This is a genomic window from Thermus sediminis (genome assembly GCF_003426945.1).
Lineage (GTDB): Bacteria > Deinococcota > Deinococci > Deinococcales > Thermaceae > Thermus > Thermus sediminis.
The window spans coordinates 1,537,501-1,550,085 of sequence record NZ_QURO01000004.1 but is presented as its reverse complement, the minus strand read 5'-3'; the positions used below and the strand labels follow the sequence as shown (position 1 = coordinate 1,550,085).

At 69.3% G+C, this 12,585-nt stretch carries 14 protein-coding genes, 1 rRNA gene and 1 pseudogene (1 of these 16 only partly in view); 11 read left to right on the top strand and 5 right to left on the bottom strand.

Annotation, left to right across the window (positions count from 1 at the left end):
• Nucleotides 1-36: 36 nt before the first annotated feature.
• The 10 genes and pseudogenes from ATI37_RS08990 (at nt 37) to ATI37_RS08945 (ending at nt 7,114) form a co-directional block, all read left to right on the top strand.
• On the top strand, nt 37-339 hold the full coding sequence (locus ATI37_RS08990) for a Rieske (2Fe-2S) protein (RefSeq protein ID WP_117238057.1): 303 nt from the start codon (nt 37-39) through the stop codon (nt 337-339).
• Nucleotides 340-583: 244 nt separating this feature from the next.
• Entirely contained in the window at nt 584-784 is a 201-nt protein-coding gene (locus ATI37_RS08985) for a CopZ family metallochaperone (protein WP_117238056.1), read from the top strand.
• Nucleotides 784-1,068 (top strand): metal-sensitive transcriptional regulator, encoded by a 285-nt coding sequence (locus tag ATI37_RS08980; RefSeq protein ID WP_117238055.1) that lies wholly within the window; start codon nt 784-786, stop codon nt 1,066-1,068. Before ATI37_RS08985 ends, ATI37_RS08980 begins: the two co-directional genes overlap by 1 nt.
• Before the next feature lie 10 nt (nt 1,069-1,078).
• Nucleotides 1,079-1,575 (top strand): annotated as a pseudogene (locus tag ATI37_RS12600) (DUF305 domain-containing protein).
• The gene (locus tag ATI37_RS08970; RefSeq protein WP_117238054.1) at nt 1,572-4,001 is read left to right on the top strand and encodes a heavy metal translocating P-type ATPase; all 2,430 of its coding nucleotides are present in this window, start codon (nt 1,572-1,574) and stop codon (nt 3,999-4,001) included. Before ATI37_RS12600 ends, ATI37_RS08970 begins: the two are co-directional and overlap by 4 nt.
• Nucleotides 4,002-4,057: 56 nt before the next feature.
• The gene (locus tag ATI37_RS08965) at nt 4,058-4,453 is read left to right on the top strand and encodes a DUF302 domain-containing protein (RefSeq protein ID WP_117238053.1); all 396 of its coding nucleotides are present in this window, start codon (nt 4,058-4,060) and stop codon (nt 4,451-4,453) included.
• A 108-nt stretch (nt 4,454-4,561) separates the two neighbouring features.
• A complete protein-coding gene (locus ATI37_RS08960) occupies nt 4,562-5,776 on the top strand; it encodes a cysteine desulfurase (RefSeq protein ID WP_117238052.1) in 1,215 nt (404 codons plus the stop codon).
• A gap of 11 nt (nt 5,777-5,787) precedes the next feature.
• Nucleotides 5,788-6,204 (top strand): Fe-S cluster assembly sulfur transfer protein SufU, encoded by a 417-nt coding sequence (sufU, locus tag ATI37_RS08955; protein WP_117238051.1) that lies wholly within the window; start codon nt 5,788-5,790, stop codon nt 6,202-6,204.
• The gene (locus tag ATI37_RS08950; RefSeq protein WP_117238050.1) at nt 6,201-6,407 is read left to right on the top strand and encodes a hypothetical protein; all 207 of its coding nucleotides are present in this window, start codon (nt 6,201-6,203) and stop codon (nt 6,405-6,407) included. The genes sufU and ATI37_RS08950 overlap by 4 nt, the downstream gene beginning before the upstream one ends.
• The gene (locus tag ATI37_RS08945) at nt 6,404-7,114 is read left to right on the top strand and encodes an alpha/beta fold hydrolase (protein ID WP_117238049.1); all 711 of its coding nucleotides are present in this window, start codon (nt 6,404-6,406) and stop codon (nt 7,112-7,114) included. The genes ATI37_RS08950 and ATI37_RS08945 overlap by 4 nt, the downstream gene beginning before the upstream one ends.
• 335 nt (nt 7,115-7,449) lie before the next feature.
• Here the strand turns inward: ATI37_RS08945 and ATI37_RS08940 are convergent, their stop codons facing one another.
• From ATI37_RS08940 to pyrF, 4 genes are read right to left on the bottom strand one after another with little or no spacing between them, the layout of a single operon-like run.
• On the bottom strand, nt 7,450-8,415 hold the full coding sequence (locus ATI37_RS08940; protein ID WP_117238048.1) for an NAD(P)H-dependent glycerol-3-phosphate dehydrogenase: 966 nt from the start codon (nt 8,413-8,415) through the stop codon (nt 7,450-7,452).
• Entirely contained in the window at nt 8,412-9,413 is a 1,002-nt protein-coding gene (locus tag ATI37_RS08935; protein WP_117238047.1) for a hypothetical protein, read from the bottom strand. Before ATI37_RS08935 ends, ATI37_RS08940 begins: the two co-directional genes overlap by 4 nt.
• 3 nt (nt 9,414-9,416) lie before the next feature.
• Nucleotides 9,417-9,968 (bottom strand): orotate phosphoribosyltransferase, encoded by a 552-nt coding sequence (gene pyrE, locus ATI37_RS08930; protein ID WP_117238046.1) that lies wholly within the window; start codon nt 9,966-9,968, stop codon nt 9,417-9,419.
• A 5-nt stretch (nt 9,969-9,973) separates the two neighbouring features.
• Nucleotides 9,974-10,744 (bottom strand): orotidine-5'-phosphate decarboxylase, encoded by a 771-nt coding sequence (pyrF, locus tag ATI37_RS08925; protein WP_117238045.1) that lies wholly within the window; start codon nt 10,742-10,744, stop codon nt 9,974-9,976.
• 72 nt (nt 10,745-10,816) lie between these two features.
• Here pyrF and ATI37_RS08920 point away from each other — a divergent pair, with 72 nt between their 5' ends.
• Nucleotides 10,817-12,022: a S8 family serine peptidase gene (locus ATI37_RS08920; RefSeq protein WP_117238044.1), complete on the top strand. Its 1,206-nt coding sequence runs from the start codon at nt 10,817-10,819 to the stop codon at nt 12,020-12,022.
• Nucleotides 12,023-12,138: 116 nt separating this feature from the next.
• Here ATI37_RS08920 and ATI37_RS08915 read toward each other — a convergent pair.
• Nucleotides 12,139-12,585, bottom strand: a 16S ribosomal RNA gene (locus tag ATI37_RS08915) (it continues 1,069 nt past the right edge of the window).

Genomic DNA, 12,585 nt, shown 5'->3' with positions numbered 1-12,585 from the left:
GGGGGAGGCCTTCGCTTCCCCCTTAAGGTTTTTCCTATGTGGATCCCGGTAGCTACCCTCAAGGACTTCAAGGACGGCCGCCTGGTGGTCCGGCGGCCCGAGCACAAGAGGCCCATCCTCCTCCTCTACGCTGGGGAGGAGGTCTTCGCCCTGGAGGACCTCTGCACCCACGACGACGGCCCCCTGCACGAGGGGGAAGTGGAGGAGGGGGTCATCGTCTGCCCCCGGCACGGGGCCCGCTTTGACCTGAGGACGGGGAAAGGGACCCTTCCCGCCCCCAGGCCCGTCAAGGTCTTCCCCGCCCGGCTGGAGGGGGAGACGGTGCTTTTGGACCTTTAACCCCAAGAGGAGGCACACCGGGGTCCCGCCCCGGGCCCGGGGCGGGACCCTGGCTAGGGCGCTTGCGGACCTCGAGTCCAGCCTGCCCGCACCTCTCGGAGGCCTGTCTGGAGGCTGGAGTGCCAGACCCTTTCCTCTTGGGAGGTGGGGGGCTCCTGCCGGTGATCCCAGGGGTTGCCTTTCCCAAGGCCAAAGGGTAGGTTAAGGATACCCCACCCCAGGGGGGGTGGGTGGGAGGCCGAGGATGACCAAGCTCAAGGTGGAAGGCATGACCTGCGACCACTGCGCCAAGGCGGTGAAGGAGGCCCTGCTGAGGGTGCCCGGCGTGGAAAGGGCCGAGGTGTACCTGGAGCAGGGCGAGGCCCTGGTGGAGGGGAAGGCGGACCCCGGAACCCTCGTCCGGGCCGTGGAGGAGGAGGGCTACCGGGCGGAGGTCCTGGCCTGATGCCCCACCCCCACCTGCACCTGGACCCCAAGGCCAGGGAGGAGGCAAAGAGGCGCCTCCTCTCCGCCAAGGGCCACCTGGAGGGGGTCCTCCGCATGCTGGAGGACGAGGGGGTTTACTGCGTGGACGTCCTCAAACAGATCAAGGCGGTCCAGGGGGCCCTGGACCGGGTGGGGGAGCTGGTCCTGAGGGCCCACCTAAGGGACCACGTGGCCACCGCCCACGGGCGGGGGGACGTGGAGGAGATCGTGGAGGAGCTCATGGAGGCCCTCAAGTACCGCTAGGAGGTGGGGGATGGGAAGGGTTCTTGCCCTATTGCTAGCCCTTTCCCTAAGGCTAGCCCAGCACCCGCACGGCGCACCGGCCACCCCAAGAACCAGCCCAGAAAGGAGCTTTCTCTCGGGGATGATCGCCCACCACGAGGGGGCCCTGGAGAGGGTGAGGGTGGCCCTGCCCGGGCTCAAGGACCCGGAGTTTAGGACCTGGGCGGAAGCCATCCTCGAGGACCAGGAAGGGGAGATCCGCGCCATGCGGGCCTTCCTCCAACGCTTCGGGGGCCTGGACCAGGGATGGCCCAGGAGGTGGCCGCCATGGTGGCCGGGCTCAGGCGGGCGAGGAACCGGGAAAGGGGCTTCGTGGAGCTGATGCTAAAGCACCACCAAGGGGCCGTGGAGATGGCCCTTGGCGCACTTCTGGAGGCCAAGGACCGGGAGGTCCTGGACCTGGCCAAGGCCATCGCCCTGGCCCAGACGGAGGAGATCCACCGCTTCCGCCTCTGGCTCCTGCGATGAAGGAGGTCCGCCTGGGCATCAAGGGGATGACCTGCGCCGCCTGCGTGGCCCGGGTGGAGCGGGCCCTAAGGCGGGCAGAAGGGGTGGCGGAGGCCCGGGTCAACCTGGCTACAGAGAAGGCCTTCCTCCTCCTGGACCCCGAGAAAGGGGACCTCAAGGGGGTGCTCGCCGCCATCCAGGAGGCGGGGTACGAGCCCGTGGTGGAAAGGGCGGAGATCCCCATCCGGGGCATGACCTGCGCCGCCTGTGCAGCCCGGGTGGAGCGGGCCCTGGGCCGGGTACCCGGGGTGCTGGAGGTGGGCGTCAACCTAGTCACGGAAAGGGCCAGCGTGCGCTACCTCCCCGACACGGTGAGCCTGGCCCGCCTCCAGGAGGCCGTCCGCGAGGCGGGGTACGAGCCCGTGCCGGAAAAACCCAAGGAAGAGGACCTGGAAGCGGGGGAGAGCCACCGCAAAGAACTCCAATGGGCCCTCCTCTTCACCCTCCCCCTCCTCCTCATCGCCATGCCCCTCCACCTCTTCCCCCACCTGGGCCACGCCATGGAGGGGCTCCTGCCCAAGCGCTTTTGGCAGGGCCTGGAGTTCCTCCTGGCCACGCCGGTCCTCTTCCTGGCAGGAAGGCGCTTCTTCCGCCAGAGCCTCAGCGAGCTGAAGCACAAAAGCCCAGGGATGAGCGCCCTGGTCACGCTGGGCACGGGCTCCGCCTACCTCTACTCCACGCTGGCCCTCCTCTTCCCCAACCTCTTCCCTGAAGGCACCGCCAACACCTACTACGAGGCGGCGGCGGTCATCATCTCCCTGGTCCTCCTAGGCAAGCACCTCGAGGCCCGGGCCAAGGGGCGGGCCTCCGAGGCCATCCGGAGGCTCCTCAGGCTGAGGCCCCGGACCGCTCGGGTGCTCGAGGATGGGAAGGAGGTGGAACGCCCCTTGGAAGCCCTGGCCGTAGGGGACCTCATTCTGGTCCGCCCCGGGGAGCGGATCCCCACGGACGGAGTGGTGGTGGAGGGGGAGTCCCACGTGGACGAGTCCATAGTCACCGGGGAGCCCCTCCCCAAGGCCAAGGGTCCGGGGGACGGGGTGGTGGGGGGAACGGTGAACGGGCCGGGGAGCCTCCTCATCCGGGCCACCCGGGTGGGGGAGGACACCTTCCTGGCCCAGGTGATCCGCCTGGTGGAGGAGGCCCAGGCGGGCAGGCTTCCCATCCAAGCCCTGGCGGACCGCATCGCCGGGGTCTTCGTCCCCCTGGCCCTAGCGGTTGCGGCCCTCACCTTCTCCCTTTGGTACCTCTTGGGTCCCGAGCCCTCCCTGAACTACGCCTTTGTGGCCGCGGTGAGCGTTCTCCTCATCGCCTGCCCCTGCGCCATGGGCCTGGCCACCCCTGTGGCCATCCTGGTGGCCACGGGCAAAGGGGCGGAGCTGGGCCTTCTCTTCCGCAAGGGGGAGGCCCTGGAGCTCCTGGCCCGGGTGGACACCGTGGTCCTGGACAAGACGGGCACCCTCACCAAGGGAAAGCCGGAGCTCACGGACCTCTACCCGGCGGAAGGCTTCGCCCAGGAGGAGGCCCTGCGCCTGGTGGCGGCGGCCGAAGCCCTGAGCGAGCACCCCATCGCCCGGGCGGTGGTGGAGAAGGCGGAAAGGGAGGGGCTCGCCCTGCCCAAGGCCCAGGCCTTCCAGGCCGTGCCCGGCCTCGGGGTGGAGGCCCGGGCGGAGGGGCGGCTCGTGGTGGTGGGGACGGAAAGGCATCTGCGGCAGCAGGGGGTGGACCCCACCCCCTTCCGGCCCCTGGCGGAGGCCCTGGCTCGGGAGGCCAAGACCCCCTTTTTCGCGGCGGTGGACGGGAGGCTCCTGGCCCTCCTGGCGGTGGCCGACCCCCTGAAGGAGGGCAGCCCGGAGGCGGTGGCCGCCCTCAGGGGGCTAGGCCTCCAGCTAGCGATGATCACCGGGGATAGCCGCCTGGCGGCCGAGGCCGTGGCCAGGGAGGTGGGCATCGCCCAGGTCCTGGCCGAGGTCCTTCCCCAAGGGAAGGCCCTGGAGGTGAAGCGGCTCAAGGCCCAGGGCAGAAGGGTGGCCTTCGTGGGGGACGGGATCAACGATGCCCCCGCCCTGGCAGAGGCGGACGTGGGGATAGCCATGGGCACGGGGACGGACATCGCCCTCGAGGCGGGGGATGTCGTCCTGGTCTCCGGGGACCTAAGGGGTCTGGTGAAGGCCGTGGCCCTGGCCCGGCGCACCCTGCGAACCATCCACCTCAACTTCTTCTGGGCCTACGCCTACAACACCCTCCTCATCCCCGTGGCCGCGGGGGCCCTTTATCCCTTCACCGGCCTCCTCCTGCACCCGGTCCTGGCCGCCTGGGCCATGAGCCTCAGCAGCCTCTTCGTGGTGACCAACTCCCTGCGGCTAAGGGCTTTTAGGCCTTCGGGGTGAAGAGGGGCCTTCTCGGAAAACCCTGTCCGGCGCTAAGGTAGAGGGGGAGGGTATCTATGGAAGGCCTTGCCCTGAAGAAGCGGCTTTCGGGAACCATCCCCGAGGTGCGGGCCCGCCTCGAGGCCCTCCTCAAGGAGGAGGGCTTCGGCATCCTCACGGAGATAGACGCAAGCGGGGTCCTGAAGAACCGGCTTGGGGTGGAGCGCCCCCCCTACCTGATCCTGGGGGCCTGCAACCCCCACCTGGCCCACCGGGCCCTCGAGGCCGAGCCAGGGATCGGCCTCTTCCTCCCCTGCAACGTGGTCCTGCGCGAGGAAGGGGAGGAGGTGGAGGTCCTGGTCCAAGACCCCGCGGCCCTGTTCGCCCTCCTTTCCGAAGGGGTTCGGGAAGGCCTGGGAAGCCTCCCTGAGGAGGCCCGGGCGAGGCTGGAAAGAGCCCTGGCTCGGCTTTGACCCCCCTGGCCTTCCCGGGAGCCCGCCTAGCCCCCTCCGCGAGGGCGGCCCCCACCCGAGGGTGAGGGTGCGGGCCACGGCGGGGCACCTGGGCCATAGACTAAGGGCATGGACCTCCGCATCCTTAGGGAGGACTTCCCCCTCATCGCCAAGAACCCCCATCTCGTCTACCTGGACTCCGCCGCCACCAGCCAAAAGCCCAAACGGGTCCTAGAGGCCCTCAAGCGCTACTACGAGGAGCAGAACGCCAACGTCCACCGGGGGGCCTACCGCCTCTCCGTGGCCGCCACCGAGGCCTACGAGGAGGCGAGGAGGCGCATGGCCCGCTTCTTGAAGGCCGAGGAACGGGAGATCGTCTTCGTGCGCAACACCACCGAGGCCATGAACCTCGTGGCCTACGCCTGGGGTCTCCGGAACCTCAAGGAAGGGGACGAGGTCCTGGTCACGGAGATGGAGCACCACGCGGGCCTCGTCCCCTGGCACCTGGTGGCGGGGCTCAAGGGGGCCCGGGTGAGGGCTATCCCCCTCACCGAGGAGGGCAGGCTGGACCTCTCGGCCCTGGACACCCTCCTCACGGAAAGGACCAAGGTGGTCTCCCTGGCGCACATGTCCAACGTCCTGGGGACCCTCAACCCCGTGGCCGAGATCGCCAGGAGGGCCAAGGCGGCGGGGGCCTTGGTGGTGGTGGACGGGGCCCAAAGCGCCCCCCACCTCCCCGTGGACGTGAAGGCCCTAGGGGCCGACTTCTTCGCCCTCTCCAGCCACAAGATGCTGGGGCCCACGGGGGCCGGGGTGCTTTGGGGGAGGTACGAGGTCCTGGAGGGGATGATGCCCTTCCTGGGGGGCGGGGAGATGATCCGGGAGGTCCACCTGGACCACTCTACCTACGCCCCGCCCCCGGGGCGCTTTGAGGCGGGCACCCCCCCCATCGCCGAGGCCATCGCCCTGGGGGAGGCGGCCTGCTACCTCATGGAGGTGGGGATGGAGCGGGTCTTCGCCCACGACCGGGCCCTTCTGGACTACGCCCTAGGGCGCCTGGAGGAGGTCCCCCACCTCCGGGTCTACGGCCCCCGGGGGCCCGACCGGGGCGGGGTCATCCCCTTCACCCTGGGCCGGCTCCACGCCCACGACCTGGCCACCTTCCTAGACGAGGAGGGGATCGCCGTAAGGGCCGGGCACCACTGCGCCCAGCCCCTCCACCGGAGGCTAGGCCTTGTGGCCACCGCCCGGGCCAGCTTCTACCTCTACAACACCCGGGAGGAAGTAGACCGCTTCGTGGAGGCCCTTCTCAGGATCGTCCACAAGTACCGGGCCTGGCTATAATGGGGGAATCCATGAGCGTCTTGGACGAGCTCTACCGGGAGATCATCCTCAAGCACTACCAGAACCCCAAAAACTTTGGGGTTCTCCCCCAGGCCACCCGGCGGGCTGGGGGCATGAACCCCTCCTGCGGGGACCAGGTGGAGGTCATGGTCCTCCTGGAGGGGGAGACCATTGCGGACATCCGCTTCCAGGGCCAGGGGTGCGCCATCAGCACCGCCAGCGCCTCCCTCATGACCGAGGCGGTGAAGGGGAAGGGGGTGGCCGAGGCCCTGGACCTCTCCAAGAGGTTCCAGGCCATGGTGGTGGAGGGGGCCCCTCCGGACCCCTCCCTGGGAGACCTCCTGGCCCTCCAGGGGGTGGCCCGCCTCCCCGCCCGGGTGAAGTGCGCCACCCTGGCCTGGCACGCCCTGGAGGAGGCCCTAAGGTGAAGCGCTACCCGGCCCACAAGGTTACCCCCTTGCTGGTCCAGTACCCAGACCTCATGGAGGCCTGGAAGGAGGCGGCCCGGGCAGGACGCATCCGGGCCAAGACCCTGGGCCGGGAGAACGTGGTCATCGTGGAGGACCCGGCCCTCATCGCCCGCCTCGAGGCCCTGGGCCTGAAGGGCGAGCCCGTGAAGGAGGAGGCATGAAGGGCGTGGTCTTCCTGCACGCCTTCCCCTACAACCCCAGGATGTGGGAGAAGGAGGTGGCCCTCCTCAAGACCCGCCTCCCCGTCCTGGCCCCTCACTACCTGGGGCTATCCCTGGGGGAGGCGGCGGAAAAGGTCCTAAAGGAGATGGAGGAGATGGGCCTGGAGCGGGCGGTCTTCGTGGGGCTCTCCATGGGGGGGTACCTCACCTTTGAGCTCTTCCGCAGGGCCCCGGAGCGCTTTTTAGGGGTGGTCCTCTCCAGCACCCGCCCTGGCCCTGACAGCGAGGAGGCGAGGCAGAACCGCTACGCCCTAAGGGAAAGGGTCCTGCAGGAGGGAGTGGGCTTCCTGCCCGAGGCCCTCCTCCCCGGCCACCTGGGCAGGACCACCCGGGAGGCCAAGCCCAAGGTGTTGGAAAAGGCCAAGGCCCTGATCCTGGAGGCCGCCCCGGAGGCGGTGGCGGAAAGCCTCAAGGCCCTGGCGGAGCGCCCCGACTCCACCCCCCTTCTTCCCCGGATGGAGGTGCCCGCCCTGGTCCTGGTGGGGGAGGAGGACACCCTCACCCCCCCGGAGGAGGCCAAGGGGATGTGGAAGGCCCTGCCCGATGGGCGCATGCTCATCCTCCCCGAGACGGGCCACCTGGCCAACCTGGAAAACCCCAAGGCCTTCCGCACGGCGCTTTTGGGCTTCCTCTCGGAGTTCTTCTAAAGCCTGAAGGCCTCCTTGGCAGGGAGGGTGAGGCCCGGGCAGGGGGGAGACCTTCCCTTCCTCCTCCGCGAAGCCTTCCGGGGTCCTCCGGTAGGCCAGGAAAAGCCGCTACTCCATGGTCTAGGGCTTCTCTGGCCGGAGCCCCCCAGGCGCAAGGGGCCTCTTCTAGGGGGCCCTTCTCGGGAGGCCCAAACAGCCTCCCGGATTCTCCGCTTCACGTTGAGGGCCACCTTGAAGGGCGCTGGCCCCCGCCATGGGGCAGGGGAAGCCCCGGTAGAACTCCCTTCTGACGGGGCTTTCTGGCCAGCATCTTCCTCGTCCTAGCCCGGGCCCTCTCACTCGGGCTTGGGCTCCCGGGCCATCAGGGCCTGGAGGGCCTTGAGGGGGTCTAGGCCCCCGTAGGCCACCCCGTGGACGGCCTCGGCGATGGGAAGCTCCACCCCCGCCCGCTCCCCCCAGGCCACCATGGCCTTCACGGCGTAAAGCCCCTCCACCACCCCGCGGTCCTCGAGGCGCTCCCTATCCTCCCCCCGCACCAGCCTCTCCCCCGCCCCGCGGTTTCTGGAGTGGAGGCTATAGGCGGTGGCCAGGAGGTCCCCGAGGCCCGAGAGCCCATAAAAGGTGGCCTCCTCCCCCCCCAGGGCGGTGCCGAAGCGCACCATCTCCTTGAGGCCTCGGGTGAGGAGGGCGGCCTTGGCGTTATCCCCCAGGCGGAGCCCGTCCACCATCCCCGCCGCCAGGGCCAGGACGTTCTTCACCGCCCCGCCTAGCTCCAACCCCCTCAGGTCCCGGCCCGTGTAGACCCGGAAGGTGGGCCCGGTGAAGAGCTCCTGGACCCTTTCCGCCAAGGCCCTGGGCCCCGCCACCACGCCCGCCGTGGGCAGGAAGCGGGCCACCTCCTCCGCGTGGTTGGGACCGGAGAGGGCCACCGCCGGGCGGCCCGTGATCCGGCCGAGGATCTGGCTCGGGGTGAGGACCTCCCCCCCTTGGAAGAAGAGGCCCTTGGTGGCGGAGAGGTACCAGGGGGCGAGGGGAAGGCCCTCCAGGACCGAAAGCGCCTTGGAGGGCAGGGCCACCACCGCAAGCTCCACCCCCAAGAGGGCCTCCTCTGGGTCGCAGGTGGGGTGGAGGTGGGCGGGGAGGGCCACCCCGGGCAGGTAGTCCCGGTTTTCCCGCATGACCCGCATGGCCTCCACCTGCTCCTTCCGCCTGGCCCAGAGGGCCACAGGGATCCCCTTGCTGGCCAGAAGCACCCCTAGGGCCGTGCCCCAGGCCCCCGCCCCCAGGATGGCCACCTTCACTGGAGAACCCCCAGCTCCCAGGCCTCGTACCAGGCGGCGAGGAGGAGGAAGTAGGCCCCCAGGTAGAAGGCGAGGAGAAGCCCCCTAAGCCCCTTCCTGTACCCCTCCCCCCTGGCGGTCTTGGCCAAGAGGACGAGGCCGCCAAAGGTCACCAGGATGTAGGCCTGGAGCTCCAGGAGGATCGTGGGCAGGTGGAGGAGGAAGACCCCCCCTAGGAGGGCTGGGGAGAGGGCGAAGCCGAAGACGAAGTAGCGGAGGGCATTTAGGAGGAGGAGGGGCACCCCCAGGAGGAGGGCGGGGAGGAGCCCGGTGAGTAGGAGGCCCTGGCCGAAGTTCCAGTGGAAGATGACCCCCGCCAAAACGGGAAGCCCTTTCCCTATGGCCTCCCCCAGGCCGATGGCCTCGAGGGCCCCAGCAAAGAGCACCTGAAGGGCCCGGGCCAGCTCCGGCATCCCATAGGCGAGGAAGGCCCCCAGGGCGAAGAGGCCGTAAAGGAAGAGGTTGGTGAAGAGGTAAAGCCCTCTGTAGCCCCGCACCAAGGAGAGGGCCTCCAAAAGCCAGGCCCTAAGGGGGGTGGGCTGGAAGAGGAGGAGGGTCCAGAAGAGGGAGAAGAGCAGAAACCCCCACCCCGCCAAGGGGCTGAGGAGGTAGGGGGGTAGGCCCAGCCCCTCGGGACGGAAGAAGATCCGCCGCACCTCCCCCCCCTCCAGGACCACCACCACCTCCCCCACCCCCTCCCCAAGGGCGGCGGGGAAGGCCACGCGGTTCCCCTCCACCTTGGCCGCCTCCAGGTTCACGGAGAGCCCCTGAGGAGGCGGGGGGAAGAGGGCGTAGCGCTCCAGGAGCCCGGGGGCCTCCTCGGGAGGGGCCCGCAAGACCTCCTCCAGCCTGGGGGAGAGCTCCCCTCTAAGCCAGCGGGTCACCGCCTCCTTGGCCGCCTCCTCGGGTGCGGCCAGGGCCAAGGCCAAGAGAACGCCAAGAAACCCCAGGAAGCGCACGGTCTAGACCTCCTCTAGGGGAACCCCAGCCCGGCAGAGGGGGCAGGTCCCGGGAGGGTGCTGGGGGACCTCGAGGCGGGCCAAAGCGCGGAAGGGCACGCCGAACTCGGCCCTTCCCCCACTCCGGTCCACCAGGGCCCCCACCCCCACCAGGACCGCCCCCCTGGCCTCCGCAGCCCGGATGGCCCTCCGGACGCTCTCCCCCGTGGTCACCACGTCCTCCACCGCCAGGAAGCGGTCCCCAGGGTTCACGAGAAGCCCTTTGCGGATGAACATCCCCCCTTGGGCGTCCTTCTCCGCAAAAAGGGCCCGGGCCCCCAGGGCCTTGGCCACCACAAAGGAGAGGACGACGCCCCCGATGGCCGGGCCGAGGACGAAGTCGATCCCCTCCTCCTCAAAGAGCCTGCCCAAGCGCTCCCCCACCGCCTCGGCGTAGAGGGGGTGCTGGAGCAAGGCCGCCGACTGGAGGAAAAGGGGGGAGTGCATCCCCGAGCGCAGGAGGAAGTGGCCCTCAAGCAGGGCCCCCGTCCTCCGGTAAAGCTCCAGGACCTCCATCCCCCCTACTCTACCAAGGCGAGGAGGGCCTCGGCCGCCTCGAGGGCCTCCTCCAGGTCCGGCTTTCCCCCGGGGTAGTAGAGGGCGCGGCTGGCGCTATTGAGGAGGCCAGGGCCCTTGAGGGGCTTCCCCCCTTGCGCCCCCACCCCGGGAAGGAGGAGGGGGGCGTGGGGGACCAGCTCCCGGACGGCCAGGACCGCCCCCTCCGCCGTGGCCCCGGCTACCATCCCCACCCGGCTCCAGGGCCCCTCCCGGTATTCCTCCCCCGCCTTCGCCAGGGCCTCCGCCACGTGAAGGTAAAGGGGCCTCCCCCCCACCTCCAGGTCCTGGAGGAAGCCTGAGCCCGGGTTCGTGGTCTTGGCCAGGACGAAAACCCCTCCCTTGGCCCTCGAGGCCGCCCGGAAAAAGGGCTCCAAGGCATCCAGCCCCAGGTAGGGGTTGACAGTGAGAGCGGTTCCGGGGAAAGCCTCCAGATAAGCCCGGGCATACGCTTCCGCGGTGGAGCCGATGTCCCCCCGCTTGCCGTCAAAGATCGCGGGAAGGCCCATGACCCGGGCCCCGCTCGCCAGCTCCCAGAGGAGCTCCATGCCCCTAGGCCCCAGGGCCTCGAAGAAGGCCAGCTGGAACTTGACCGCGGCCAGGCGAGGGGCCAGGGCCTCCAAAAGCTCCAGGGTGTAGCGGCGGATGTGGGAAAGGGGCTCCTTGCCGTGAAGCTCGGGCCTGGGGTCCACCCCCAGGACCAAGGGAGGGCGGGAGAGGGCCTCCAGGAAGTCCACGCCCTCCACTATAGGGCTTGACAGGGAAAGGGTCCCCGGGGTACGCTCCCCGGCGTACCCCAAGGAGGGCGTATGAGAAAACTGGCTTTGGCTTTGGTTCTTTTGGTACTGGCGGCCTGCCAGCAGCAGGCGGGGCTTGCGCCCCAGGGCCTTCAGGGGGGCGGCACCTACATCGCCGTCCTGGAGCCCAGCCTCCCCGATAAGGCCCGGTTGGCGGAGAAACTGGCCGCCCTGGAACAGGCGCACGGCCTGCAGATCCCGGCGGAGGACCGCCTCGAGGCCCTGGGGGCCGTGATCCTCCGCAACCTCCCCCCCGCCAAGGCGGAGCGCCTGGCCCGGGATCCTCGGGTCTACGCCTTTAGCCCCGACCGGGAGGTCCGGGCCTACGGGGAGGCCATCCCCTGGGGCGTAGAGCGCATCGGGGCCCCCACCACCACGGCCAAAGGGGCAGGAGTCTCGGTATACGTTTTGGACACGGGCATCAAGGTGGGCCACGAGGACCTCACCAACCTCAAGGGCGGCCACGCGGTGGTGAGGTGCCGGGGCCGGTGCCGGGCCAGTTGGGATGACGACAACGGCCACGGCACCCATGTGGCGGGCACGGCAGCTGCGGTGGCCAATGGCCTCGGCGTCCTGGGCGTGGCCCCCCAGGCCGAGCTCTGGGCGGTGAAGGTGCTCTCCGGCTCGGGGTCCGGCTCCATAAGCGGCATCGTCCAGGGGATCAACTGGGTCATCGCCCACAACAACGGGGGCAAGCCCAAGATCATCAACATGAGCCTGGGCGGAAGCGGCACCGACGACCAAGACGGCCTCTACTGCCCCATCGCCCGTTCCACCGACGCTTTCCACAACGCGATCCAAAAAGCGGTCTGCGACTACGGGATTACCGTGGTGGTGGCCGCGGGGAACGAGGGGATAGATGCCCGCAACGTCGTCCCCGCCGCCTACGATGAGGTCATCACCGTGAGCGCCACCAATAGCCAGAACGACTGGCCCTCCTGGTCCAACTACGGACCCGACGTGGACCTCGCCGCCCCGGGGGTCTCCATCCTCTCCACCTGGCACACCTCCACCTCCAGTTACAACACCATCAGCGGCACCTCCATGGCCGCCCCCCACGTGGCCGGGGCCGCTGCCTTGGTCCTCTCCCGCTACCCCAGCCACACCCCCCTCCAGGTGAAGCAGGCCCTCCTGCAAAACGCCGATAGCACCGCCTCCTGGACCAACACCTCGGGCCGGCCTCACCCAGAGCCCTTCTTGAACGTGCGGGGCTTTTAGGGTGAAAGAGCCCCCTCTTCGGGAGGGGGGCTAAAGCAAAAACCCCCCTAACGGGGGGTTTCTTGCGCCGGCTTAGCGGGATTTGAAAGCGCGGGAACGGGCTTGGTGCTCCTTAGAAAGGAGGTGATCCAGCCGCACCTTCCGGTACAGCTACCTTGTTACGACTTCGCCCCAGTCACGAGCCCTACCCTCGGCGCCTGCCCTAAGGCTCCCAGCGACTTCGGGTAGAACCCGCTCCCATGGCGTGACGGGCGGTGTGTACAAGGCCCGGGAACGTATTCACCGCGGCATGGCTGATCCGCGATTACTAGCGATTCCGCCTTCATGGGGTCGGGTTGCAGACCCCAATCCGAACTACGCCCACCTTTCCGCGATCCGCTCCCCGTCACCAGGTCGCCTCGCTCTGTAGTGGGCATTGTAGCACGTGTGTCGCCCAGGCCGTAAGGGCCATGATGACCAGACGTCGTCCCCGCCTTCCTCCCGCTTTCGCAGGCAGTCCCGTTAGAGTGCCCGGCCAAACCGCTGGCAACTAACGGCAGGGGTTGCGCTCGTTGCGGGACTTA

Coding starts and splice junctions, on each gene's coding strand:
- ATI37_RS08985 (WP_117238056.1), top strand. CDS start 584: ATGACCAAGCTCAAGGTGGAAGGCATGACCTGCGACCACTGCGCCAAG.
- sufU (WP_117238051.1), top strand. CDS start 5,788: ATGAGCGTCTTGGACGAGCTCTACCGGGAGATCATCCTCAAGCACTAC.
- ATI37_RS08920 (WP_117238044.1), top strand. CDS start 10,817: ATGAGAAAACTGGCTTTGGCTTTGGTTCTTTTGGTACTGGCGGCCTGC.
- ATI37_RS08945 (WP_117238049.1), top strand. CDS start 6,404: ATGAAGGGCGTGGTCTTCCTGCACGCCTTCCCCTACAACCCCAGGATG.
- ATI37_RS08990 (WP_117238057.1), top strand. CDS start 37: ATGTGGATCCCGGTAGCTACCCTCAAGGACTTCAAGGACGGCCGCCTG.
- ATI37_RS08970 (WP_117238054.1), top strand. CDS start 1,572: ATGAAGGAGGTCCGCCTGGGCATCAAGGGGATGACCTGCGCCGCCTGC.
- ATI37_RS08960 (WP_117238052.1), top strand. CDS start 4,562: ATGGACCTCCGCATCCTTAGGGAGGACTTCCCCCTCATCGCCAAGAAC.
- pyrE (WP_117238046.1), bottom strand. CDS start 9,968: ATGGAGGTCCTGGAGCTTTACCGGAGGACGGGGGCCCTGCTTGAGGGC.
- ATI37_RS08980 (WP_117238055.1), top strand. CDS start 784: ATGCCCCACCCCCACCTGCACCTGGACCCCAAGGCCAGGGAGGAGGCA.
- ATI37_RS08965 (WP_117238053.1), top strand. CDS start 4,058: ATGGAAGGCCTTGCCCTGAAGAAGCGGCTTTCGGGAACCATCCCCGAG.